Genomic DNA, 23,510 nt, shown 5'->3' with positions numbered 1-23,510 from the left:
CTCCGTGACAACGCCCGTGCGTGAACCGCAGATGGACCGGGGGATCGCCCGCCGCGAAGCCCTCCTGGACGCCGCGACCCGGCTGCTGGCGCGGGAAGGCGCGCGCGCCCTGACCCACCGGGCCATCGCGGCGGAGGCCGGTACCACCCACGGCATCGCCCGCTACTACTTCGGCACCCTCGACCAGCTGCTCGACGAGGCCCTGCGCCGTCTGGCCGCCCGCCAGGTCGAGGAGGTGCGCGCGCTGTTCCACGAGCTGCCGGACGCCGACGTCCCGCAGCGGATCACCCGCATCGTGCGGTACGTGACCGGCTCCCTGGCCCACGACCGGGACGCGGGCATCGCCCGGTACGAGTTCTTCCTGGAGGTCGCCCGCCGCGGCCAGCTGCGGGCCAGCCTCGACGCGTGGGGCACCGCCCAGCGGGCGGCCTTCGCCGGCGAACTGCGCGGAGCCGGCGCCGCGGACCCCGAGGCCGGCGCCGCCGATCTGCTGACCCTCGTCAACGGCCTACTGCTGGAGCAACTCGCTCTGCCCACCGACGACTTCGAGACCGCCCGGCTGCGGCCGGCCGTCGCGCGGTTCTTCCCGGAGGGCTGACCACCGGCGCCGGCGCCACGGCCGGCCGCGACCGCGCCGGACAGCGCGCGGCCCCGCCGGGGCGTGTCCGGTCCGGACAGGGCCTCGGCGGGGCCGCGCTCCTTCGGTCGGTCAGGCCTCCGTCAAGGACAGCTGGTCCGCGACGACCCTCCCGTCGTGCAGGACCGTGCGGTCGGTGCCCCGGTCCATGACCGCGCTGGTCGGGGTCTCGCCGTCGACCAGCAGGAGGTCCGCGCGGTCGCCGACCGCGAGGCCGGGCCGGTCGGTGATCCCCTTCAGTCGGGGCACGTCGTGGCTCATGATCGAGGCCCCGCCGAGGGTCGCGACCGCGAGGGACATCTCGATCAGGTCGTCGCGCCGGAAGTTGTTGGTGAAGGCCAGCTGCCAGGTGCGGTCGAGCATGTCGCAGTTGCCGTACGGGCTCCAGTAGTCGCGCTGCCCGTCCTCGCCGAGGCCGATCCGCACCCCCGCCTCCACCAGGTCCGCCGGCGACAGGTGCCCGCGGCCGGACGGCGCCACGGTGGCCATGGCGATGTCGAGTTCGGCGAACTCGTCGATGATGCGGCGGCTGACGGACTCGCCGACCGAGCCGAGCTCGTAGGCGTGCGACATCGTGACCTTGCCCCGCATGCCGAGGGCCCGGGTGCGCTCGATGATCAGGTCGGTGGAGAACACGCCCAGATGACCGGGCTCGTGCAGATGGATGTCCACCTCGACCTGGTACTTCTCGGCCAGGCCGAACACGATGTCCAGGTGCCGCTTGGGGTCGAGGTCCAGGGAACACGGGTCGATGCCGCCCATGACCTCCGCACCCGCCTTCAGCGAGGCCTCCAGGTAGTCGACGGTGCCTTCCTCGCGCAGGATGCCGGCCTGCGGGAAGGTCATGATCTGGACGTCGGCCCGGTCCGCGAACTTCTCCTTCGCGGCCATCACGGCCTCGAACTTCTCCAGCTTGCAGTCCACGTCGACCTGCGCGTACGAGCGCACCCGGGTCGTCCCGCGGGCGATCATCCGCTCCAGCGTGCCGGCGACGCGCTCGGGGAGCGGGATCTCGGCCGAACGCCAGTTCTCCCGGTCGTTCATGGTCATCGCCCACACGCCCGGGCCGCCGCTGTGCGGCCTGAACGGCAGGCCGATCCTGGTCGAGTCGAGGTGGACGTGCACATCGCTGAAGGACGGCAGGAGCAGCCTGCCGCGGCCTTCGACCACCTCCCCCGCCGGCTCGGCCGCGGGGTCGTGCGGGCGGATCGCGGCGATGCGGGAGCCGGAGATGTCCACGTCGCTGGGCTCGCCGCCCCAAGGGCGGACGTTGCGGATCAGCACGGTAGTCGTCACCTTTCTGTCGTCAGTTCGCGGTGGTGTGGTGGCAGGCGACGGCGCCGGTCGGCACGCTGTCGGCGCACAGGCGCCCGCGTTCCGGGTCGAGGCGCGGCCGCAGGTGGCAGCGCGAGCGGAACACGCAGCCGGAGGGAGGGTCGGTGGGGCTGGGCAGGTCGCCGGTCAGGCGGATCCGCCCGCTGCGGTCCGCGGCCGGGTCCGCCTGCGGGACCGCCGACAGCAGCGCCTGGGTGTAGGGGTGCCGCGGAGCGTCGAACACCTCGCGGGTGTCGCCCTGCTCCATGATCCGGCCCAGGTACATCACGGCGACCCGCTGGGCGAAGTGCTTGACCACGGACAGGTCGTGGGCGATGAACACGTAGGCCACGCCGGTGTCCCGCTGGATGTCCTCCAGGAGGTTGATCACCTGGGCCTGCACCGAGACGTCCAGCGCGGAGACCGGTTCGTCGCAGATGATCAGCCGCGGCCCCAGGGCGAGGGCCCGGGCGATGCCCACCCGCTGCTTCTGGCCGCCGGAGAACTCGTGCGGGAAGCGGTTGTAGTGGTCGGGGCGCAGGCCGACCCGGTCCATCAGGTCCCGCACCGCGGCCTTGACCCCGCCGCGCGGGGTGATCCGCTGGGCCAGCAGCGGGGCGGCGATCGCGCTGCCCACGGACTGGCGCGGGTTGAGCGAGGAGGACGGGTTCTGGAAGACCATCTGCACCTGCCGCCGGTACTCCTGGAGCTCGGAGCGGCGCAGTTCGGAGATCTCCCGGCCGTCCAGCCGGATGCTGCCGGAGGTGGGTTCCAGCAGCCGCATGAGCATGCGTCCGGTGGTGGACTTGCCGCAGCCCGACTCCCCCACCAGGCCGAGGGTCTGGCCGGCGTCGACCGAGAAGCTGACGCGGTCCACGGCCTTGACGCCGACGCCGGAGCGGAGGAGGCCGGAGCGGACCGGGAAGTGCTTCGTCAGGTCGGTCACCTCGAGCAACTGCGTCATCGGAGCACCTCTCGGGCCGGTTGCGGGTGGGTCAGGTGGCAGCGCGACGGGTGCGCCCCGGGGCCGGCCAGGTCCGGCCGGCGGGTGCGGCAGGCATCGTCGGCCACCAGGCCGGTGTGCGGGCACCGGTCGGCGAACAGACAGCCCTCGGGCAGGGCCAGCAGCGAGGGCGGGAAGCCCGGGATCGGCCGGAGCCGCTCGCCGGCGCCCGTCAGCGACGGCATCGAGTCCAACAGGCCCTGGGTGTAGGGGTGCCGGGGCGCGTTGAACAGGTCGGCGACGGTGGCCCGCTCGACGCAGAGCCCGCCGTACATCACCACCACCTGGTGGCACACCTCGGCGACCACACCGAGGTCGTGGGTCACCAGGATCACCGAGGTCCCGGTCTCGGACTGCAGCTCGCCGAGCAGGTCGAGGATCTGCGCCTGCACGGTCACGTCCAGCGCGGTCGTGGGCTCGTCGGCGATCAGCAGCTCCGGTTCGCAGACCAGGGCCATGGCGATCATGGCGCGCTGGCGCATGCCGCCGGAGAACTCGTGCGGGTAGGCGTGGTAGCGCTTGCGGGGGTCGGGGATACCGACCCGGCCCAGCATGTCGACGGCGACGGCCGCGGCGGCCTTCTTCGTCACGGTGTTGTGCACCCGGTAGGCCTCGGCGATCTGCACGCCGACCGGATAGAAGGGGTGCATCGCGGACAGCGGGTCCTGGAAGATCATCGCGATCTTCTTGCCCCGGTAGGCCCGCATCTGCGCCTCGCTCAGCGCGTTGAGGTCCTGCCCGTCGAGCAGGATCTGCCCGGTGACGGCGGCCGAGGTGTCCTTGAGCAGGCCCATGAGCGCCTGGCTGGTGACGGTCTTGCCGGAGCCGGATTCACCGACGATGCCGACGGTCTCCCCGCGCGACAGCGTCAGGTCCATGCCGTTGACCGCGTGGACGAGGCCGTCGTCGGTCGGGAACGTCACCCGCAGATCGCGGATGTCCAGCAGGGGCGCGGTGGGTGGTGTGGTCATCAGACAGCCCTCACTCGCGGGTCGATGACCGCGTAGACGGCGTCGACCACCACATTGGAGACGATGATGAAGAACGCGGCCACCATCGTGATGGCCATGATCACCGGGAGGTCTCCCGACTGCGCGGCGTGCACCGCGGTGAATCCGACCCCGGGGACGGAGAAGATCTGCTCGGTCAGGACGGCGCCGCCGAGGAGCAGGCCGATGTCCAGTCCGAGCATGGTGACGACGGGGGTGAGGCCGGCCCGCGCGCCGTGACGCAGGACGATGCCGAACCGCGCCAGGCCCTTGGCCCGCGCCGTGCGCATGAAGTCCTCGCCGAAGGTCTCCAGCATGCTGCTCCGGGTGACGCGGATGTACTGCGCGCTGAACAGCACGGCCAGCGCCACCCAGGGCAGCAGGTAGTTGAGGAACCAGGCCCCCGGGCCGGCGGCGCCGAACGGCGAGGTGATGGCGTTGGTGGTGAACGGCAGCACGTGCAGGGTGCTGACGAAGACCAGCAGCAGCAACAGGCCCGTCACCGGGATGGGCAGGGACACCCCGACCGAGGCGGCGCCCACGATCAGCTTGTCGGTGAACCTGCCCTTGCGCAGCGCCGCCAGCAGGCCGAGGCCCACGCCGGCCACGGTCCACAGCACGATCGCGCCGCCCGCCACGGACAGGGTGTACGGCAGGGCCCGCGCGAGGACGGCCGTGACGTTCTCGTTGGTCTGGAACGACTTGCCGAGGCACGGCCACTCGCAGAGGGTCTGGGTGCCGGGGGCGCCGATCATCCGGCCGTGCAGCAGGCCGGACATGTAGTCGGCGTACTGGGTGAGGAACGGCTTGTCCATCCCCAGGGCGACCCGGGCCTCGGCCACCCGGGCCGGGGTGCACTCCTGGCCGCAGGCCGCCGCGGCCGGGTCGGCGGGACCGAGCTGGAACAGGCTGAACGTCACGAAGCTGATGACGAGCAGCAGGGCGATCATCGCGGCGGAGCGCCGCAGCAGGAATCCGGTCATGGGTGTGGCCTGTCGGCTCGCAGGGAACTCACCGTGGTACCTCTCAGGGGCGGCGGGAGCGGGTGGTCGCGTCGGGTGAGGGGGGCGTCAGTGCTCGACGCCGACGGTCGACAGGTCGATGCCGCCGAAGAAGTAGCCCACCTGCGCGCCGCGGATCTTCGAGCCGACGACGCTGTTGGTGTAGGTGCGCACGAGCGGGACCAGCGGGTAGTCCTGCATGGCGCGGTCGAACAGGGTCGCCCACTTCTTGCCCAGCTCCTCGCTGGTGCCGTTGGTGCCCCGCAGCTCGTACATCGCCCGGGAGACCTCCGGGTTGTAGTAGCGCGGGATGTTGGAGAAGCCGTAGGTCGTGCCGTCCACGCTCGGGCCGAGGTTCGGGTCGATCGTGGTGCGGACCGAGCCGCTGTCGGCGCCGCCGCACCAGCCGCTGCGGGCGATGTCGGGCATCTGCTCGCCGGCGAGGGTCGTGAAGTAGTTGGCCGCCGGGATGGGGCGCAGCTCCAGCTCGATGCCGATCTGCTTGAGGTTCTGCTGCAGCGTCGTGCCGATGTTCTTGTAGCGGGGGCTGCTGTCGGCGTAGCCGTACACCAGCTTCTTCGGGACGGTCCTGCCCTCCAGCAGCTTCTTGGCCTCGTCCGGCTTCGGCTTGCCGGAGGGGTCCAGGTCGGTGTGCTGCTCGACGTAGCCGCGCTGGGCCGGGTTGATGTACGACTGGGCGAGCGCGCCGAACCGGCTGCCGCCGTACTGCAGGTGCATGGCGCTGCGGTCGATGGACAGCGCGATGGCCTTGCGGACCTGCGGGTCCGTGATCGTCGTGGTGTTGAGGTCCAGCACGTCGGTGCAGCCGAGGAGGCCGGACGCGGTGCGCTTCTTCACCTCGGGCGTGTTGAGCTGCGCGGCGTCGGACACCTGGAGTCCGCCGTTGCTGTCCAGCGTGATGGCCGTCGGGTCGGAGTCGGCGATCAGCTGCTGGCTGATGGTGGCCTGGGCGGTGGAGAGGGTGAAGGTGAACGTGTCCGGCAGGGCCGGCCGGTTGGGGTCGGTGGCCGGGTCCCACTGCTCGTTGCGGACGAGTTGCAGCGACCGGCCGCGCTGGTACGACTTGATCTTGTACGGGCCGGAGGAGACGGGGTGGTTGGTGTAGTCGAGCCTGGTGTCCGCGCCCTTGGGCACCGGCGCCGTGTTCGACCGGGAGACCAGTGCCGGGAACTCGGCGAAGGGCTGCTTGAGGTGGAAGACGACCGTCCGGTCGTCCGGGGTGTCGATGCCCTTGAACTCGGCGCCGCCGTAGGGCCCCTTGTAGGTGTCGTCGGCGAGCGCGGAGTTCAGCTCCTGCGGCGCCTGGGTGTAGACGTCGCGGGCGTAGGTGCGTTCGACGCCGTACTTGATGTCCTTGCTGGTGATCGGCGTGCCGTCCTCGAACTTCAGGCCCTCCCGCAGGGTGTACGTCCAGGTCAGGCCGTCCTCGGAGTGGGTGCCGAGGTCGGTGGCGAGGTCCGGCACGATCGTGGGCGGCGCGCCCGCCGACTCCTTGGCCATGGTCAGCGTGCGGTAGTACAGCTGGCCGACGTTGGCGGTCTGCACGTAGTTGCTGTTGCCGGGGTCCAGCGTCTGGAAGTCCGTGGACATCAGGACGTTGACGTTGCCGCCCTTGGTGTCGAAGCCCTTGCCGACGTGCACGGGGTCGAAGGTGCCGGCCGCCGCGCGGGTGGCGCCGGAACCGGGGGCGGGCTTGCTGCCGCTGCAGGCGGTCAGGGCCGTCGCGGTGGCCAGGGTCAGGGCAATCGCGGCTGCGATACGTCGCTGCACTTGCGTCTCCTCGGGGAGGGTGGGGGTGGGAGGGACGTCGAACGCTTCGAGGGGGGAGTCGAAGCGGGTGGGAGAGGTGGGTTCAGTGGCGGGAGGACTTGGGGTCCAGCGCGTCACGGACGGCGTCGCCGAGCAGGTTGAAGGCCAGCACCGTGATCACGAGTGCGCCCGCCGGGACGGCCAGGAACCAGGGGTCGGACAGGTACCAGTTGCCGGCCTGGGCCGCGTTGAGGATCTGCCCCCAGGACGGGGTCGGGTCCTTGACGCCGACGCCCAGGAAGGACAGGGCCGCTTCCGCGGTGATGTTGGTGGGGATCAGCATGGTCGCGTAGACCAGCACGACACCCATCACGTTCGGGATGATCTGGCGGAAGATGATGCTGCGCCGGGACGCACCGTAGGCGCGGGCGGCCTCCACGAACTCCTGCTCGCGGAGGGACAGCACCTGGCCTCGCACGACGCGGGCCAGGTACGCCCAGCCGAAGAAGCCCAGGATGATCACCAGTGAGGCGACCGGCAGCAGGCTTCCGGAGTCCAGCGCGGTGCCGCCGAGGCGCGACTGCAGGATCGGGGTCAGCGACAGGACGAGCAGCAGGTGCGGGAAGGCCAGGAACAGGTCCATCACCCGGCTGATCACCATGTCGACCTTGCCGCCGAAGTATCCGGCGGCGGCGCCGATCACGGTGCCGAGGAACACCGACACCAGCGTCGACAGCAGCGCGATGACCAGCGAGATCCGGGCGCCGTGGGCCATCCGCGCGAAGAGGTCGCGGCCCAGGCCCGGTTCGAGGCCCAGCCAGTGGTCCGGGGACGGGAACCGGTAGTACGGCAGCGGCAGGCCCGGGGTGTCGACCTCGTCGAGGTAGTCGGGCCCGGTCAGGGAGGTGTACGGGTCCTGGCCCTCCAGGGAGGTCAGCAGGGGGGCCAGGATCGCGAACAGCATGATCAGGGCCACGACGACCAGCGCGCCCACGGCGACCCGGCTGCGGCGGATGCGCAGCCAGGCGGTACCGAGGAGGGTGCGCGCGCCGGTCTGCTCCGCGGAGGGTCCGGAGCCTGTCGTGGCGGGCTGTGGGGAGAGCGTGGCCACCTGTTCGGCAGTGGGCGCGGACGCGGCGGCGGGGGGCGTCCGGCTCGGCGGCTCATGGGGATCCAACACGTCGGTCCTCCGGCGCAATGGGGTGGGGGGTGACCCGGACGGTATACCGAGCGGGTGTCCGGACGGTATACCGAAATCAGGATTCGCCACCAGACCTGACGGCGACCAAAATGTCCCACGCTGTGCCGAGCGAGGCCCGCAGCGCGCTTCCCCGACCGATAGAAACCCGCTTCACCTGCGTAAACACTGGTCAGGTGCGCATCCTCCGGCGGGCCGCGGACGCCTCGCACGCCAGGTCACGATCAAGTCGCAGCGACCGACGTCTTCCACACTTGGTATGCCAGCGTCTAGGTTGTCCGCATTCCGACCGGCCTCAGGAGGTCCTATGCGCACGCGTTGGCGCGCCCGTCACGTACTCGCCCACCAGAACGGCGGCCACGCGCTGCTGCACGACGGGGAGGTGGTGTGGGAGGACGACGTCATCGTCCATGTCGGCCGGCGCTACGAAGGCCCGGTCGACGTCGATCTGGACCTCGGCGACTCGCTCGTCATGCCCGGTCTGATCGACCTGGACGCGCTCACCGACATCGACCACCTCGTCCTCGACTCCTGGCACGGCCCCGCCATGGGCGGCGGGCTGCAGTGGTCCCAGGACTACTTCGACCACCGCCGCCACGACGTCTTCACCCCCGACGAGCGGCGCACCGTCCGCGAGTTCGCCCTCGCGCAGCTGGCCCTGCACGGCATCACCACCTACATGCCGATCGCCTCCGAGGTGCACAGCTCCTGGGCCGAGCCGTACGAGGAACTCGTGGCGATGGCGGAGACCTCGCGCCGCATCGGGCTGCGCGGCTACCTCGGGCCCGCCTACCGCTCCGGCGTCAACGTGGCGCTGGCGGACGGCGGCCGGGGCGTGGCCTTCGACGAGGACCGGGGCCGCGCCGGCCTGCACGACGCCGTCCGCTTCCTCGACCACCTCGACCGGCTCGCCGACCCGCTGCTCACCGGCGTCCTGCTGCCGTGCCGCATCGAGACCCTGACCGCGGAACTGCTCCGCGAGACGGCGGAGGTCGCCCGGCGCCGCGACGTCCTCGTGCGGCTGCACGCCCTGCAGGGCACCGTGGAACGCGAGCTGGTCGAGCGCATGCACGGCATGGAGCCCATCCGACTCATCGAGGAGACCGGGTTGTTCGACACCCGGCTGCTCATCCCCCACACCATGCTCATCGACCGCCATCCGGACGTGCACGGCGAGGACCGCGGCGATCTGGACCGGCTGGCCCGGGCCGGCGTGTCCGTCGTGCACTGCCCGCTGACCTCACTGCGCTACGGCTCCGTCCTGCACTCCTTCGGCGCGTACCGGGCCGCCGGCGTGAACCTCTGCCTCGGCACCGACTCCTTCCCGCCCGACCTGGTCCGCGGGATGGACACCGGCGTGCACCTCGCGAAGCTCGTCGACGAGCGGTTCGACGCCGCCCCCGCCGAGCACTACGTCGAGGCCGCGACCCTCGGCGGCGCCCGCGCACTGGGCCGCGCCGACCTGGGGCGGCTCGAACCCGGCGCCCAGGCCGACCTCGTCGCCTTCGACCTCGCGGACTTCCGCGACGGCGTCCAGGACGACCCCGTGCGCACCTTCCTCCTCAGCGGCACCGCCCGGCAGGCGACCCACTCCGTCGTCGCGGGCCGGCCGGTCCTCGTGGACCGCGCGCTCCCCGGCGTCGACCTCCCGGCCCTCAAGCAGCAGGCCCAGCACCTCTTCGATAGGATGCGGGCGGCCTACAGCGAACGCGACATCCTGCGCCGGAACGCCGACACCCTCTTCCCGCCCACCTTCCCCGACTTCCGGATCCAGGCATGACCGACGAACCCGCCGCCGCGACACACGTGGACCGCGCCGAGGCGTTCATCCGCGCCGGGATCCACGCGGGCGACTATCCGCAGGGGAGCCGGCTGCGCGAGCGCGAGCTCTCCGAGTCCTTCGGCGTCTCCCGGATCCCGGTGCGCGAGGCGCTCGTGCGGCTCGCCGCGGAGGGCCTCGTCGTCACCGAACCGCGGCGCGGCGCCACCGTGCGCCGGCTCACCCTCCGGGACGTCGACGAGCTGTTCGACCTGCGGCTGAGCCTGGAGGTGTTCGCCGCGGGCCGCGCCACCGAGCGCTGCGCCCAGGGGTACCGGCATCCCGGGCTGCAGCAGGTCATGGACCGGGCCGAGGACGCGACGCGGCGCGACGACGCCGCCGACATCGCCGCCGCGAACACCGCCTTCCACGCCGAGATCATCACCATGACCGGCAACCGGCTCCTGCAGGCCTCCCTCCAGCCCTCGCTCGGCCTCATGCACTGGCTGTTCCGCCTCACCTCCACCGAGGCCGGCCCGCGTCTGCACTGCGAGGAACACCGGGAGATCTGCCGCGTCATCTACTCCGGCCGGCCCAAACTCGCCGAAGCGCTCGCCTACGCCCACATCGACGTCCGCCGCGAACCGGTTCTCCAGGCGCTCTCGGAGGTACTCCCGCCCGCCTAGGACCGGCCGCCGGTGAACGGCGGATCGGCGACAACACGCCGGGCGCCCTGCGCTCCGGCGACTCCTCACGGTGTGCGAGGGGTCGCCGGAGCGCGGGGCGCCCGCCTGTTTCCCGGCCGCAGGGGCGATCTGCGGACGCCGCTCTCGTGTCGAGTACTATGGCAAATGATCGATCATTGCTCACCTGGCAAGCTGAGGAGAGTCGAGTTGCCGGTTCCCGCAAGTCCTGCGAACCCCATGGGCCCCGCGTCCCTCCCCCTGGAGCGGGCCCCGCTGCACGAACACGTGCGCGCCTTCATCCTCGAAGGCCTGGTGGCCGGCCGCTGGGAGCCCGGCGACCGCATCGTCGAACGCCGGGTCGCGGTGGAGCTGGGCACCAGCCAGGCGCCGGTGCGCGAGGCGCTGCGCGAGCTGGAGGCCATGGAGCTCGTGACCTCCAGCCCCAACAAGGGCGCCCGCGTCCAGGAGCTCACCGTGGCGCAGCTCCGGGACGTGTACGTCGTGCGCGCCGCCCTGGAGCGCCGCGCCGTCATGCTGGCCGCCCCCCGCCTGGCCGGGAACACCGCCGCGCTGGAGGAGCACCTGCTCGCGATGCGCCGCGCGGCCGCCGAGGGGGACGCCGACGGCCAGGCCCTGCACGGCGTGGCCTTCCACCGCGCCATCGTCCACGCGTGCGGGAATCCCGTGCTCATCCGGCACTGGGACGGGCTGGGCGTGGAGGTGTGGACCCGGCTCTCGCTGCGGTGGCTGCGCACGGAGCTGCACGACAACGCGGAGGACCACGAGGAGATCGCCGAGGGCCTGCTCCGCGGCGACACACACCTGGGGCGCCTCATGGAACGGCACGTCATGGACTACGCGCGCGAGCCGAAGAGCGCCTGATACGAGCGCCGCCCCCCGGCCCCTCGCGAGACCGCGCCCCTGGCGCACGCGGGGCCGGGGGCGATCCGGCACGCTCCGACGGAGCCGGCTTCCCGCACCCTTCCGCACAGGAGAGGCGCCATGGATCGCGGCAGTAATATTTGATCGATCATTGAGCATTACGGGCCAGCAGTAGTCCCCACCAAAGCCGACCGCCTGAGGCGCTACCCGCTTCCGGTCGGCCCGCACCACGGAAGGGCAAACCCATGTCCCCGCACCACCAGCTCGACCAGCTGCCCGAACCCGACCCGCAGGAGGTCGCCGAATGGCTCGCCTCCGTGGACGGCGCGGTCGGCGCCGTCGGGCCGCGGCGCACCGCGCGACTGCTCCGCCGCGTCCTCGACCACGCGCGCCGGGCCGGCGTGCCGCTGCCGCCGCAGTCCGCCACCCCGTACATCAACACCATCCCGACCGCCGCCGAACCCGCCTACCCCGGCGACGAGGCGATAGAAGCACGGATCACGGCCTGGAACCGGTGGAACGCCGCCGTCATGGTCACCCGCGGCAACGAACGCGGCGGCCTGGGCGGCCACATGGCCACCTACGCCTCGGCCGCCTGGCTCTACGAGGTCGGCTTCCAGCACTTCTTCCAGGGCAAGGAGGCCGACGGCAGCGGCGACCAGCTCTACGTCCAGGGCCACGCCTCCCCCGGTATCTACGCCCGCGCCTTCCTCGAAGGGCGGCTGAACGAAGCCGAGTTGGACCGGTTCCGGATGGAGGCGGGCGGCGGCGGCCTGCCCTCCTACCCGCACCCGCGGCGGCTGCCCTGGCTGTGGGAGTTCCCGACCGTGTCCATGGGCCTCGGCCCGCTCTCGGCGATCTACCAGGCCCGCTTCAACCGCTACCTGCACCACCGCGGGATCAAGGACACCAGCCGCAGCCACGTGTGGGCGTTCCTGGGCGACGGCGAGATGGACGAGCCGGAGTCCACGGCGGCCCTCGCGCTCGCCGCCCGCGAGGAACTCGACAACCTCACCTTCGTCGTCAACTGCAACCTGCAGCGCCTCGACGGCCCGGTGCGCGGCAACTTCAAGATCATGCAGGAGCTGGAGGCCCAGTTCCGCGCGGCGGGCTGGAACGTCGTCAAGGCGCCCTGGGGCGTGGAGTGGGACGGCCTGCTCGCCGCCGACGCCGACGGGCTCCTGCTCGACGCCCTGGAGACCCTGCCCGACGGGCAGTTGCAGACCTTCGCCGCCCGCGACGGCGCGTACATCCGCGAGCGCCTGTTCACCGGAGCGCTCGCCGGACTCGCCCGCCCCTACGGCGACGAGGACCTCGCCCGGATCGTCGGCACCTCGCGCGGCGGACACGAACCGCGCAAGATCCACGCCGCCTACCGGGCCGCGCTCGACCACCGCGGGGCGCCCACCGCCGTCCTGGTCCAGACGGTCAAGGGCTGGACGCTCGGCCCCGGCTTCGAGTCCCGCAACGCCAACCACCAGATGAAGAAGCTGTCCGGCAAGGAGTTCCGCGTCATGCGCGACCTCCTCGGCCTTCCCATCCCCGACGCCCGGCTGGGTGAGGACCTGGTCCCGTACGCCCATCCGGGGGCCGGCTCCGAGGAGGTCGCCTACCTCCGGGAGCGCCGACGGGCGCTCGGCGGCCCGGCCCCGGCCCGCCGGGTCGTACCCCGGCCGCTCCCCGCCCCCTCGGACAAGCCGTTCGCCGCGCTCGCCAAGGGCTCGGGCACCCAGCCGATCGCCACCACCATGGCCTTCGTCCGCCTGGTCAAGGACCTGATGCGGGAGGAGGGGACGGGCCCGCGCTGGGTGCCGGTCGTCCCGGACGAAGCCCGCACCTTCGGCATGGAGTCGCTGTTCCCGTCCGCCGGCATCTACTCCCCCAAGGGCCAGACCTACGAGCCCGTCGACCGGGACCAACTCCTGTACTACAAGGAGTCCACCGACGGCCAGATCCTCAACGAGGGCATCACGGAGGCCGGTTCGCTCGCCTCCTTCACCGCCGCCGCGACCTCGTACGCGACGCACGGCGAGCCGATGATCCCCTTCTACATCTTCTACTCGATGTTCGGCTGGCAGCGCACGGCCGACCAGTTCTGGGCGCTCGCCGACCAGTTGGGCCGCGGCTTCGTGGTGGGTGCCACCGCGGGACGCACCACCATGACCGGCGAGGGCCTCCAGCACGCCGACGGCCACTCGCACCTCATCGCCTCCACCAACCCGGCCTGCCTCCCCTACGACCCCGCCTTCGCCTACGAGGTCGGCGTGATCGTCCGCGAGGGGCTGCGGCGGATGCACGGAGAGGCCCCCGAGGACGTCTTCTACTACCTCACCGTCTACAACGAGACCAAGGTCCAGCCGCCGATGCCGCAGGCCGAGGGAATCGAGGAGGGCATCCTGCGCGGCCTGTACCGCTACCGGCCCGCCGCCGCGGCCCCCGCCGACGCCCCGCGCCTGCAACTCCTCGCCTCCGGCACGGCGATCCACTGGATCCTGCGCACCCAGGAGCTGCTCGCCACCGAATGGAACGTCGCCGCCGACGTGTGGTCCGCCCCCTCCTGGACCCTGCTGCGCCGCGACGCCATGGAGGCCGAGGCCCGGGGCCGTACCCCGTACGTCACCGAGGCGCTGGCCGACGCACCGGGGCCGGTCCTCGCGGTGTCCGACTGGATGCGCGCCGTTCCGGACCAGATCGCCCCCTGGGTCCCGCAGCAGTGGACCTCCCTGGGCACCGACGGCTTCGGCCTCTCCGACAACCGGGACAACGCACGCCGGCACTTCGGCGTCGACCCCGGGTCCATCGTCGTCCACGCCCTGCGCACGCTCGCCGCCCGCGGCGACGTCAAGCCCGATGTGCCCGAACTGGCCGCCCGGCACTACGGCCTGACGGGAGAGGACGGCCCGACGCAAGCGAGCTGAGCTTCCGGGTCCACGGCCGGGCCCCGCCTCCCGATCCCGAACGCCGGAGCGGGCGGCGGGGCCCGTCGGACCGCCCGCGGTCGTTCCGGGCCGGCCGGCGCCGGGGCGCGACCGCGGTCGGCCCGGACCCCGACACGGGTGCCTCCTCCCGTGTTTACGGACTGCTTGAGGTGGCGACGAAGGTGTACGCGCCGAGTTCGAGGAACAGGGCGTCCTGGAGCCCGGGCACGCCGGTGAGGGGGACGGCGAGTCGCCGCTCGCGCTCTCCGGCCCTGGCGGTCACCGGGTTGTAGGCGCGCAGCACGATGCGGGCGTCGCACGGGAGGGGCTGGTCGAGCTGGACCACGACCGTGACCGTGCCGGAGTAGTTGGCGGGCAGGACGACCGAGCGCGTGTACCCCTCGTCGGTGCCGGGCGCGTAGATCTGCGCCGTCAGGCTGAACGGGGCCTGCTGGTCGGTGTTGGAGAAGGTCGCGGTACCGGAGGGCAGGTCGGTGCCGGAGATCCCGAAGACGAATCGCGTCGGGGTGTTGTTCAGGTTGCAGACGGCCAGGCTGGAGAGGACGTACCTGGTCTGCCGGCACGGGATGACGTCGATGTTCCGCCAGCCGACGTTGGGGCTGTACCTGACCCAGTTCAGGTAGTCGACGAGCGAGCCGAACGCGGGCAGGGTGGCGGACATGGGGTGGGCGGGCGTGTCGACGGTGGCGATCGTGCAGTAGTGGCCCGGCGGGTTCTGGCTCGGCCAGAGGAAGGCGGACCTGCTGACGCAGATCTGTCCGGGCGGGACCTCCCTGGAGCCGCCGCGGACGGTGAACGGCACGACGGTGCCGCCCCCCTCGGCGGTGAGCGGGGTCCAGGCCCGGGGGTCGAGGAGGAGTCCGCCGGGGGCGTAGTAGAGCCTGACGTTCCCGGAGGCGGGGCAGCCGGTCCTCAGGTTCCTCCCCCGGACGTAGATGCGGTTGAGCTGCCCGTACACGATGGGGTGGCTCAGTCCGAGGTCGGGACCGTCGTAACTGGACTCCAGCAGGGGGAAGTCGAGGATGTCGCTACCGAAGGGGATGATGTCCGGGGACTCCCAGACGGGGTCTGCCGTGGGGGTCTGTCCGGTGTCCTGGAAGTTGTCCCGGACCAGGATGTCGTTCCAGCCGGCGGCGGCGGTCATGGTTCCTCCCGAGTGGACGGTGTGCGCCGGACGGCGAACGGGCCCGGGCGCGTCGCGTGCGGTCTTCGCGAGCCGCCGGTCCTCCGTTGCCCGGAGGTGGCGGTCCTCGGCGGTGATCCGTCGGGCAGGGAACGTCGGGCCAAGGGCCGCGAATTGACCCTTTGCCTTCGGCCTCTTGCGCCGGCGGACGGGAATTGCCGTGGTCGTCGGGGCGGTGCGATTCCCCGGAAACAGCACCTTCGGACCGCCGCCGACGAGGCGGCCGTCCTCATCGGCGGCCGTGTAGAGGTCGCCGGAGGTGTCGGTGAGTCGGTCCTGTCGTATCGGGACGGCTGACACGCCCGCGCCGAACGGCACGGCGGCGGTGCCGAAAGCGATTCCCCGCATCGTCCTGTGGGATCGCGGGGAAGTTTCCCGACACGGGAGAATATATCGGGCTCGAACTACCCCGCCCTATAGGCCGGACGAGTGAATACCCGTGGGGTGCCGACGCGGCGACCGCCGGCGGACCCGTCCGCCGGCCTGCCGAACCCGCCGTCGCGGAACGGTGTTTCGCCCGCCCGACCGGGAGAGCCCCGCCGGGTGCCCGCGATCACGGCCGGGGCACGGCGGCGGGCACCGCGCGGCGCAGCACTCGGCGCTGGACGGACTCCAGCGGGCCGGTCGGGAAGCGGTGCAGCCAGAGGCGGGCGCCGAGCACCAGGAGCAGGCAGACCCCCGCCCACAGGCCCATCACCCACCACGGCCCGCTGCCCCGCAGCCGCTCGGCGAGGCCGAGGCCGAAGCCGTAACAGGCCAGCGCGCAGAGGAGGTTCTGCGCGACGTAGCAGGACAGCGCGGTGCGGCCGACGGCGGTGAGGCTCCCGATGAGCGGCGGACGGGCGAAGCGGTCCAGGATCACGCCGACCAGGCCCGCGTAGCCCAGGGCCAGGGCGGGGGCGGCCACGTAGCGCTGGATCAGGAAGCCCTGCGATCCGGCCAGGGAGGCGGCCAGCGAGAGCGGGAGCCCGATGCCCAGACCCCAGGCCAGCAGCCGGCCGCGCAGGCGCCGGCCCTCCTCGCCCGGTGCGAACGCGCCCGCCCGGTAGAGGCGGACGCCGAGGAGGAAGAGGACCGTCAGCAGGGCGAAGCTGATCACCGGCTCGATCCGCAGGGCGAGGACGTTGGCCAGCCGGAAGGCGATCTGCTCGGGGTAGCTCCCGTGGGCGTAGAGGTCCACCACTGCGGCATCGGGGCCCAACCCGGTCGCCGACGCCTCGTCGCCCAGCGCCAGGGCGAGGCTCCCGACGGTCATCAGGACCAGGTGGAAGGCCACGGCCGACCGGAAGACGACCCGCCGCACCCGGTCGGAGGCGGCGAGCAGGCGAGCGACCAGCAGCGAGCACAGCGCGTAGGCCATCAGGACGTCCCAGGCGAACACCAGCACGAAGTGCACCGTGCCCTCGGCCAGCAGGAACCACCCCCGGGGCCGGTAGCTCTTCGGCCAGGGCCGCCCGCGCCGACGGGCGGAGTCGTACTGGATCGCCAGACCCACACCGAACAGCACGGTGAGCAGGGCGAGGAACTTGCCGTCCGCCGCGAGGCGGAAGAACGTCTGCGCCGCCAACGCGGGCGAGGGATCGTCCAACAGGTCCCGCAGCGTCGCACCGGACGTCGCACCGGTCAGCGCACCCCACTCACCGCCGGGCGCCGCGAAGATCCACACATTGGTCATCAACGTGCCCAGGATCGCCACGCCCCTCAGGACATCGGGCAGGGCAAGCCGGTCCGGACGAACCGCGGCGGACGAACGGACCGGTACGTGCTCGGACACCTGGGACACCTCTCAGCGGACTCCGTCCTCATCGTCGCCGACACCGGAACCTCGACACCTCGTGACCAGTGAGGACAACGGCGTACATCGCCGGACGTACCCGAACGCGCTGGTGTCCGCCGCGAGCACGAGACGATCCCCTAGGGCAACAAGCGCCTCCGCTCCCGGCATTGATGCCTCATCAGGCCGTCCGTCGGGCGGGGTTCATCCACCGTCCGCGTTGTGGCCGGCCCGAGCCCGGTGCCCGGCTTGTGGAACCGGTTCCCCCCGACCGCTCCGACCGGCATCCTGGAGCCATGCGGGGAACCCCCAGGTGACACGGATCACGGACAGTGACCTCGTCCAGGCGGCGCTGTACGGCGGCCTCACCCTGGTGCTCGACGTCTGGCTGCTGGCCCGCGTCGGGTACGACGGACGCGTCGTGGCGGCGCTCGCCGCCCTGGTCGCGGTCGGTGCGCTGATCGGCATCGCGCTCGGCCGCGCGAGCGCACGTCGCGAAGCGCGCACCCGCCGCGCCGCACCGCCCCCGTCCCGGGGCGGAGTCCGCGTCCTGCGGAGCGCGCTGACGGGAGGCCTCTACATCCACCTCGCTCTGCCGGCCGCCGCACTGGTCGATCTCGCCCTGCACCGGGACCACCTCATCGGCTACCTCGGCGGCACCTTCTAACTGATCGTTTCAGAATCCGGTTCGGAGTCGTCGCAGGCAGATGATGCTGCAAGCGAGTTGGAGCAGGCCCTGGTGGAGGTCGGCGCGTATCTCGTAGCGGATCCGCAGGCGCTTGAACTGGTGCAGCCAGGCGAAGGTGCGCTCGACCACCCAACGGGTCTTCCCGAGTCCGGATCCGTGGGCGACGCCGCGTCGGGCGATCAGCGGTTTGATGCCGCGCTTCCACAGCAGACGGCGGTACTTGTCGAAGTCGTAGCCGCGGTCGGCATACAGGCGCCGGGGCTTACGTCGAGGGCGTCCCCGTAGACCCCGAATCGACGGGACTGCTTCCAGTAGCGGCAGGAGCTGGGTGACGTCGTGGCGGTTGCCACCGGTGAGCGTGACGGCGAGCGGGGTTCCGTGGCGGTCGACGATCAGGTGATGTTTGGAGCCGGGACGGGCGCGGTCGACGGGCGAGGGGCCGACATGATCCCCCCTTTGAGCGCCCGGACGTGCGAGCCGTCCACGGCGCAGTCGTCCGGGTCCAGCAGGTCCGCGCGGCGCAGTTCGGTCAGCAGGGCGGAGCGCAGGCGCGGCCAGACACCCGCTTCGGTCCAGTCCCGCAGTCTGCGTCAGGCCGTGACGCCGGAGCAGCCCACGGTCTCGGTGGGGACGTCACGCCAGGCAACACCGGTCCGCAGCACGTACATGATGCCGGCGAGAGCGACTCTGTCCGGAATGCGGAGTCGCCCGGGGTAACGGTGGCATCGCTGGGGAGCAGGTGGCAACAGCGGAGCCACCCGCTCCCACAGGTCATCAGGAACAAGATCAGCGCGCATCCTGGACACCCTGCAGACCAAGATCGTCGAACGCAAGACCCACAGGTCAACCCACCCAGAAGCGATCAGTACGAGCGTTGGCTCACATCTCGCGCCGGGTGGTTGGCCAGGGGATCTCCTGGAGAACATCCTCAGGAGTCGGCACCGCGTCCGGGTAGTGCTGGCGGATCTCCTGGACTACCGAGGCATCCGCAGTGCAGAGGTCCCAACTCGTGCTGTCGAACTCCCTCAGCACGACCCTCAGCTCGTCACCTGCGTACCCCGCGAAGTCGGCGTCAACAAACTGAAGGTCCGGCGTGACCAGGGCCAGTAGCTCCAGGGTGCCGATGCCGGCACCGGAGGAAGCCTTCTCGATGTCGGCAAACCTGGTGACCAGTCGAGCATCGTCGATCCGCACCTTCCAGGTGAGGCCGAGCCCAAAGCTCCCGAGGCGCACAAGGAGTTCCGCCAGCGTGACGTAGTACCGACTGGAGGCGTAGTCCTGCCCAGGAAGACGGTCACGCCAGGCCGCGAACGTGATCGACTGAAATGCGTCAGGGGGCCTTGCCATCGATGCGGGCTCCGTTCGGTCGCGAGGATCCGTGTGCTCTCACATCATGATCTTCCCCGACCTCAACTGCAGATCATTTTGAAACCATCAGTAAATGCCCCGGCCGCGCCCGGCACAAGCACGGCCCAGCACCTCACCCCTGCACAGCCGGTGAGCCGGCCGGACTCCGTCACACCGCCGTCCCTACGGTGCCCCCGGTGCTCGCAGCCCCGCCCTGCGCACCCGTGCCGACCGGGCCCCCGGCCGCTGGTGAATCCGCCGGGCTCCGTCACACCCCGGCCCTACAGTGAGCCCATGACCGAAATCGCAGTCCTGGCCCGTGTCCACGCCGGCGGCGGCCCCCTGGTGGAGCAGTTGACCTGCCACCCGCGCCTCCCGCTGGCGGCCGCCACAGCCGCCGGCAGCCGCCTGGTCCGGATCTGGGACTTCGCCGACGGGCGGCTCCGCGAGCTCGCTCCCGTCGACCTCGGTCCGGAGCCCGCGGACGACCGGTCCGCCCGGCGGCCCGGCGGGTGCCTCCCGCTGGCCTGGCACCCCGAGCAACCGCTGCTCTTCGTCACCGACGGAAGCACCCTGACCCGCTGGACACCCGGCGGACCGCCGGTCGTCGAACCCTCCCCGGCCCCCTACAACTCCCTGGCGTTCAGCCCCGACGGCGGCCACCTCTGGGCCTCGCCGTCCGCCGCCGGATGGGAGACCTCGGACGTCCTCGACCTCGCCACCGGCGCCACCACCACGGCCCGCGGCTGGGACACCGGCGTCGCCGCCCACCCCTCCGGCGCGCTCCTCGCCACCCTGGTCAGCGACCAGGACGCCACCTTCTGTCTCTTCGCCCGCCCGGCCGGCGGCGCGATGCGGCAGCTCCGGCACACCCTGATCCTGGACGTCGACGGATACGGAACCCCACTCTTCAGCGCCGACGGACGACACCTCGCGATCCGCGGCAACGCGTACTTCGACTCCGTGGACGTCTTCGAACTCCCCTCCCTGCGAAGGGTCCTGTCGACCTCGCTCGGCGAGCCCGGGGAATCCGGCGAGTGGCCGAGCCAGAACCTCGCGTTCGGCGCCGCACCCGGCGTGCTCTGGATCGGCTCCCCCACCGGAACCCTGATCGAACTGGACGTCACGACCCGGTCGGCCGTCGAACACGACCTGCTCTCCGGCCTCCCGCTCTCCGCCCTCACCGCCACCGCGACCGGCCACCTGCTGGCCGCCCGCGCCGACGGCGAACTGGTCCTGCTGTCGGTGCACCCGACTGCCCCCGCCGTACTCGGCGACGAGGCCGCGGCGTTCCGGGCATCGACCGACGACGTGCCCGAGGACGGCGAGCTGGAGCCCCACCTCGTCATCACGGACGGCAGCGGCGCCTGGTCCCAGGGCGACCTCGCCACCGTGACCGAGGCCGCCGCGACCGACCCGACCTGGCTGCAGCTCCGAGCCGCCGTCAACCGCACACCGGCTGACTAGGGTCTGCTGCGAAAGTGCTGGTCCAAGCCGTTCGCTGATGGCTGCGGCCAGCACTGCCGCTTCGTGGCGCACGGCCGGCGCCAAGGTGGGGGTGGTCGAGCGCGGACATCGACGCCCTTCTGCCGGACCGAACCTCGCGAACGACATCACTCACTGATCTGCGTGTGCGCCGGTCCCGAGTCGTAGCGGTCGAGAAACGCGTTCCTCGTGCGGTCGAGCGAATGAAGCATGGAGAACACCTCCGTACCCGCGCCCACCTCCTCGCCGCCGTCGGAGATCCGGTATGCCTGCACCAGGCCGAGGACTTCGAGGTCGCCCTCCCGGGCGTACTCGGCCGACTCCCGCTCGGCCAGTTCCACGGCCTCGTCGAGGGACCGTGCGCGGAACAGCACGACACGCTCCTCGTAGGGACGGCCTTCCCAGTTCAGCCATCTGTAGAAGGTTCTGGCGCCGTACCAAGCCTTCGACTCTTGCCCCATTGCGGTCCGCCATCCCCTCGTGCCGAACCATGATCGTGGCAAAGGCCGACCGCCTTCGCAACGGGCCCCGGGCGCGCTTCGGACGTCCACTTTCCGGGGACGGTCAGGCCGACCCGTAGCGGTCGGCGTCGCCGGAGCCGCGCGCTGCCTGCCCGACGGCCTTGTGCAGGGTGCGCAGGGCCACCAGGAGCAGCCCGATGTCGTCCAGCAGGACGGGGTCCGGGAGCAGGTCGACGGGGCTGATCAGATAGGCGATGGATGCCCAGAACAGGAACTTGGCCGACATGGGGACACCGGTCGACGCCAGAAGCCTCCGGGTTCGGACCAGCTTCACGACCAGGACCACCGCGATCGCCAGGGACGCGGCCGCCAGGGCACCGACGACCCACCACAGAACGCTGCCGCCGTCCATCGGCACACCTCCCGCTCGCGCCCGCACAGTCCTGCCCAGGGTACGGGAGGCCCCGGCCGAACCCGTCACGGCCGACCCGCGGGTGATCGTCCGGACGGATCCGGCCGGACGCACGCCGCAGGCCGGTTCCGGATGCGGCCCCGGTCAGGCGTCCAGGACGCCGCCCGCGCGCCGGACGACCGGCGCCTCCGTCGACCACGGGAAGTTGATCCAGTCGTCGGTCCGCTTCCAGACGTACTCGCACTGCACGAGGCTGTGCGACTTCTCGTAGATGACGGCCGAGCGCACTTCGGCGACGTGGCCGAGGCAGAAGTCGCGCACCAGCTTCAGCGTCTTTCCCGTGTCGGCGACGTCGTCGGCGATCAGGACCTTCTTGTCCGTGAAATCGATCGCCTCGGGAACGGGTGCCAGCATCACGGGCATGTCGAGGGTCGTGCCCACCCCCGTGTAGAACTCCACATTCACGAGGTGAATGTTCTTGCAGTCCAGCGCATAGGCCAGACCTCCGGCCACGAACACACCACCGCGGGCGATGCTCAGGATGAGATCGGGCTCGAACCCGTCATCCGCCACCGCCTGCGCCAGCTCGCGCACCGCACGGCCGAACGTCGAATAATCCAGGATTTCACGTACATCGCTCACCCGGACATTCTCCACGGTCGTCGGCCCGACGACGAACACCCGGCCCTTGAGGCGAGCCGGACGGCGGGCCTCGTCCCGGGCGCCGGCGGGTACGCCCGCCCCGCCCCGGCCGGGACGGCCGGAACGGCCCGCGCCACCGCCCGGGCAGGAGATTCTTCGGCCAAGACCGCTCCAAGTGAGGTCACCCCACCGTCCGGAGCTGAAGATTCTTTCGTCACGAGGGGCCTGCCGGGCCGAGCAGCCCCCGCACAGCGGCCCCTGCACAGGGGCCGGTCGGCGGAGTTACCCTCGGCGGTATGAACGCGTCGGAAGCCAGCGCCCCGGAGTCCCCCACGAGCTCCGGCGGCCTCGCGGATCTGGTGAGGATGCTGGACCGGCGCGGTGCGGTGGTGCTCAGCGGGGCGGGGCTGTCCACCGAGTCCGGCATCCCCGACTACCGCGGTGCCACCGGCCGCCACCGCAGCGGAACGCCGATGACCTACCAGGAGTTCACCGGCGGCGAGGCCGCCCGCCGCCGCTACTGGGCCCGCAGCCACACCGGCTGGCCGCTCTTCGCCCGGGCCAGGCCGAACGCCGGCCACCGGGCGGTGGAGCTCCTGCGCCGCTCGGGGCACATCGGGGCGGTCATCACCCAGAACGTCGACGGGCTGCACCACGCGGCCGGCACCCGGGAGGCCGTGGAGCTGCACGGTGGGCTCGACCGGGTGATCTGCCTCGACTGTCGCCGCACCAGTTCCCGGGCCGAACTCGACATGCGCCTGGACGAGTTGAACCGGGGCTTCCGCCGCCCCGGCGCCGTTCTGCGACCGGACGGTGACGCGCAGCTCGCGCAGGAGCTGGTGGACGGCTTCCGCGTCGCGCCCTGCGCGGACTGCGGAGGCGTACTCAAGCCGGACGTGGTGTTCTTCGGCGAGAACGTGCCCGCCGCCAGGGTCGCGGACTGCTACGAACTGGTGGACGCCGCCAGCTCGCTGGTGGTCCTCGGTTCCTCGCTCACGGTCCTGTCGGGCCTGCGCTTCGTGCGCCGCGCCGCCCGGGCGCAACTGCCCGTCGCCATCGTCAACCAGGGCCCCACCCGCGGCGACGACCTCGCCGCGCTCCGCCTCGATCTGCCGCTGGGATCGGCGATGACAGAGGCCGCCCGGTTGCTGGGCACCGCGAGTGGCTTGACTTCTACGTCCGCGCCGCCGTCGGACGATCGCGCGGCCGCCGCCCGGGAACCGTCCGGCGATCACGGGCGCGCCCGCGCGGACGTCCTTCCGCCCGGCCGGACATGACAACCGCGGCAAGGTGGCCGCAGCCCTACGAGCAGCGCAACAACGGTCGTACACGCGAAAATT

General features: G+C 71.6%; 20 protein-coding genes and 1 pseudogene. 8 read left to right on the top strand and 13 right to left on the bottom strand.

Translation table 11 applies throughout. The features are described from left to right. The first annotated feature begins 4 nt into the window (after positions 1–4). Complete coding sequence (locus ACFVFS_RS28405; protein WP_380627560.1) at positions 5–598, top strand: TetR/AcrR family transcriptional regulator; 594 nt, start codon at positions 5–7, stop codon at positions 596–598. A 111-nt stretch (positions 599–709) separates the two neighbouring features. Here the strand turns inward: ACFVFS_RS28405 and ACFVFS_RS28400 are convergent, their stop codons facing one another. The 6 genes from ACFVFS_RS28400 to ACFVFS_RS28375 form a co-directional block, all read right to left on the bottom strand. Beyond that, positions 710–1,921, bottom strand: coding sequence for an amidohydrolase family protein (locus ACFVFS_RS28400; RefSeq protein ID WP_380627572.1), 1,212 nt, complete (start codon positions 1,919–1,921; stop codon positions 710–712). 22 nt (positions 1,922–1,943) lie between these two features. Beyond that, on the bottom strand, positions 1,944–2,915 hold the full coding sequence (locus tag ACFVFS_RS28395; protein ID WP_380627559.1) for an ABC transporter ATP-binding protein: 972 nt from the start codon (positions 2,913–2,915) through the stop codon (positions 1,944–1,946). Then, complete coding sequence (locus tag ACFVFS_RS28390; RefSeq protein ID WP_380627558.1) at positions 2,912–3,925, bottom strand: ABC transporter ATP-binding protein; 1,014 nt, start codon at positions 3,923–3,925, stop codon at positions 2,912–2,914. The genes ACFVFS_RS28395 and ACFVFS_RS28390 overlap by 4 nt, the downstream gene beginning before the upstream one ends. Then, positions 3,925–4,926 carry an ABC transporter permease gene (locus ACFVFS_RS28385; RefSeq protein ID WP_380627557.1) on the bottom strand — a complete coding sequence of 334 codons (1,002 nt, stop codon included), beginning with the start codon at positions 4,924–4,926 and terminating at the stop codon, positions 3,925–3,927. Before ACFVFS_RS28385 ends, ACFVFS_RS28390 begins: the two co-directional genes overlap by 1 nt. Positions 4,927–5,013: 87 nt before the next feature. Continuing rightward, positions 5,014–6,735: an ABC transporter substrate-binding protein gene (locus tag ACFVFS_RS28380; RefSeq protein WP_380627556.1), complete on the bottom strand. Its 1,722-nt coding sequence runs from the start codon at positions 6,733–6,735 to the stop codon at positions 5,014–5,016. Between the two features lie 82 nt (positions 6,736–6,817). After that, positions 6,818–7,894: an ABC transporter permease gene (locus ACFVFS_RS28375; protein WP_380627555.1), complete on the bottom strand. Its 1,077-nt coding sequence runs from the start codon at positions 7,892–7,894 to the stop codon at positions 6,818–6,820. Between the two features lie 325 nt (positions 7,895–8,219). Between ACFVFS_RS28375 and ACFVFS_RS28370 the strand changes: the two genes are divergently transcribed. The 4 genes from ACFVFS_RS28370 (at position 8,220) to aceE (ending at position 14,157) form a co-directional block, all read left to right on the top strand. Then, positions 8,220–9,692, top strand: coding sequence for a chlorohydrolase family protein (locus ACFVFS_RS28370; protein ID WP_380627554.1), 1,473 nt, complete (start codon positions 8,220–8,222; stop codon positions 9,690–9,692). Further along, positions 9,689–10,357: a GntR family transcriptional regulator gene (locus ACFVFS_RS28365; RefSeq protein ID WP_380627553.1), complete on the top strand. Its 669-nt coding sequence runs from the start codon at positions 9,689–9,691 to the stop codon at positions 10,355–10,357. Before ACFVFS_RS28370 ends, ACFVFS_RS28365 begins: the two co-directional genes overlap by 4 nt. A gap of 237 nt (positions 10,358–10,594) precedes the next feature. Next, positions 10,595–11,239 carry a GntR family transcriptional regulator gene (locus ACFVFS_RS28360; protein ID WP_380627552.1) on the top strand — a complete coding sequence of 215 codons (645 nt, stop codon included), beginning with the start codon at positions 10,595–10,597 and terminating at the stop codon, positions 11,237–11,239. Between the two features lie 245 nt (positions 11,240–11,484). Then, a complete protein-coding gene (aceE, locus tag ACFVFS_RS28355; protein ID WP_380627551.1) occupies positions 11,485–14,157 on the top strand; it encodes a pyruvate dehydrogenase (acetyl-transferring), homodimeric type in 2,673 nt (890 codons plus the stop codon). Between the two features lie 154 nt (positions 14,158–14,311). On the opposite strand, the gene ACFVFS_RS28350 is transcribed toward aceE, so the two are convergent. Both ACFVFS_RS28350 and ACFVFS_RS28345 read right to left on the bottom strand, forming a co-directional pair. After that, positions 14,312–15,322 (bottom strand): hypothetical protein, encoded by a 1,011-nt coding sequence (locus ACFVFS_RS28350; RefSeq protein WP_380627550.1) that lies wholly within the window; start codon positions 15,320–15,322, stop codon positions 14,312–14,314. 592 nt (positions 15,323–15,914) lie between these two features. After that, positions 15,915–17,057, bottom strand: a complete 1,143-nt coding sequence (locus ACFVFS_RS28345) for a DUF418 domain-containing protein (protein WP_380627549.1) — start codon at positions 17,055–17,057, stop codon at positions 15,915–15,917. 391 nt (positions 17,058–17,448) lie between these two features. On the opposite strand from ACFVFS_RS28345, the gene ACFVFS_RS28340 reads away from it, so the two are divergent. Further along, positions 17,449–17,802, top strand: coding sequence for a hypothetical protein (locus tag ACFVFS_RS28340; protein ID WP_380627548.1), 354 nt, complete (start codon positions 17,449–17,451; stop codon positions 17,800–17,802). Positions 17,803–17,811: 9 nt separating this feature from the next. Here the strand turns inward: ACFVFS_RS28340 and ACFVFS_RS28335 are convergent. Together ACFVFS_RS28335 and ACFVFS_RS28330 are read right to left on the bottom strand one after the other, a co-directional pair. Continuing rightward, positions 17,812–18,620, bottom strand: a pseudogene (locus ACFVFS_RS28335) (IS5 family transposase). Positions 18,621–18,702: 82 nt separating this feature from the next. After that, positions 18,703–19,170: a hypothetical protein gene (locus tag ACFVFS_RS28330; protein ID WP_380627547.1), complete on the bottom strand. Its 468-nt coding sequence runs from the start codon at positions 19,168–19,170 to the stop codon at positions 18,703–18,705. Between the two features lie 294 nt (positions 19,171–19,464). On the opposite strand from ACFVFS_RS28330, the gene ACFVFS_RS28325 reads away from it, so the two are divergent. Next, positions 19,465–20,637 (top strand): TolB family protein, encoded by a 1,173-nt coding sequence (locus ACFVFS_RS28325; protein WP_380627546.1) that lies wholly within the window; start codon positions 19,465–19,467, stop codon positions 20,635–20,637. Between the two features lie 146 nt (positions 20,638–20,783). Here ACFVFS_RS28325 and ACFVFS_RS28320 read toward each other — a convergent pair whose 3' ends face one another. From ACFVFS_RS28320 to ACFVFS_RS28310, 3 genes are all read right to left on the bottom strand, one after another. Continuing rightward, positions 20,784–21,029, bottom strand: coding sequence for a hypothetical protein (locus tag ACFVFS_RS28320; protein WP_380627545.1), 246 nt, complete (start codon positions 21,027–21,029; stop codon positions 20,784–20,786). A gap of 190 nt (positions 21,030–21,219) precedes the next feature. Then, the gene (locus ACFVFS_RS28315) at positions 21,220–21,528 is read right to left on the bottom strand and encodes a YkvA family protein (protein ID WP_380627544.1); all 309 of its coding nucleotides are present in this window, start codon (positions 21,526–21,528) and stop codon (positions 21,220–21,222) included. A 144-nt stretch (positions 21,529–21,672) separates the two neighbouring features. Further along, the gene (locus ACFVFS_RS28310) at positions 21,673–22,170 is read right to left on the bottom strand and encodes a phosphoribosyltransferase (protein WP_380627543.1); all 498 of its coding nucleotides are present in this window, start codon (positions 22,168–22,170) and stop codon (positions 21,673–21,675) included. 296 nt (positions 22,171–22,466) lie between these two features. Between ACFVFS_RS28310 and ACFVFS_RS28305 the strand changes: the two genes are divergently transcribed. After that, positions 22,467–23,447, top strand: coding sequence for an NAD-dependent protein deacetylase (locus ACFVFS_RS28305; protein WP_380627542.1), 981 nt, complete (start codon positions 22,467–22,469; stop codon positions 23,445–23,447). The last annotated feature ends 63 nt before the right edge of the window (positions 23,448–23,510 follow it).

Source organism: Kitasatospora sp. NPDC057692, assembly GCF_042799475.1.
Lineage (GTDB): Bacteria > Actinomycetota > Actinomycetes > Streptomycetales > Streptomycetaceae > Kitasatospora.
Note: the sequence above shows the minus strand (reverse complement) of the source record. Positions and strands in the feature narration are given on the sequence as shown.

Bases quoted from the DNA above. Each gene is read 5' to 3' on its own strand.
- ACFVFS_RS28390 (WP_380627558.1), bottom strand. From the start codon at position 3,925: ATGACCACACCACCCACCGCGCCCCTGCTGGACATCCGCGATCTGCGG.
- ACFVFS_RS28325 (WP_380627546.1), top strand. From the start codon at position 19,465: ATGACCGAAATCGCAGTCCTGGCCCGTGTCCACGCCGGCGGCGGCCCC.
- ACFVFS_RS28365 (WP_380627553.1), top strand. From the start codon at position 9,689: ATGACCGACGAACCCGCCGCCGCGACACACGTGGACCGCGCCGAGGCG.
- ACFVFS_RS28305 (WP_380627542.1), top strand. From the start codon at position 22,467: ATGAACGCGTCGGAAGCCAGCGCCCCGGAGTCCCCCACGAGCTCCGGC.
- ACFVFS_RS28330 (WP_380627547.1), bottom strand. From the start codon at position 19,170: ATGGCAAGGCCCCCTGACGCATTTCAGTCGATCACGTTCGCGGCCTGG.
- ACFVFS_RS28385 (WP_380627557.1), bottom strand. From the start codon at position 4,926: ATGACCGGATTCCTGCTGCGGCGCTCCGCCGCGATGATCGCCCTGCTG.
- aceE (WP_380627551.1), top strand. From the start codon at position 11,485: ATGTCCCCGCACCACCAGCTCGACCAGCTGCCCGAACCCGACCCGCAG.
- ACFVFS_RS28360 (WP_380627552.1), top strand. From the start codon at position 10,595: ATGGGCCCCGCGTCCCTCCCCCTGGAGCGGGCCCCGCTGCACGAACAC.
- ACFVFS_RS28395 (WP_380627559.1), bottom strand. From the start codon at position 2,915: ATGACGCAGTTGCTCGAGGTGACCGACCTGACGAAGCACTTCCCGGTC.
- ACFVFS_RS28370 (WP_380627554.1), top strand. From the start codon at position 8,220: ATGCGCACGCGTTGGCGCGCCCGTCACGTACTCGCCCACCAGAACGGC.
- ACFVFS_RS28315 (WP_380627544.1), bottom strand. From the start codon at position 21,528: ATGGACGGCGGCAGCGTTCTGTGGTGGGTCGTCGGTGCCCTGGCGGCC.
- ACFVFS_RS28350 (WP_380627550.1), bottom strand. From the start codon at position 15,322: ATGACCGCCGCCGCCGGCTGGAACGACATCCTGGTCCGGGACAACTTC.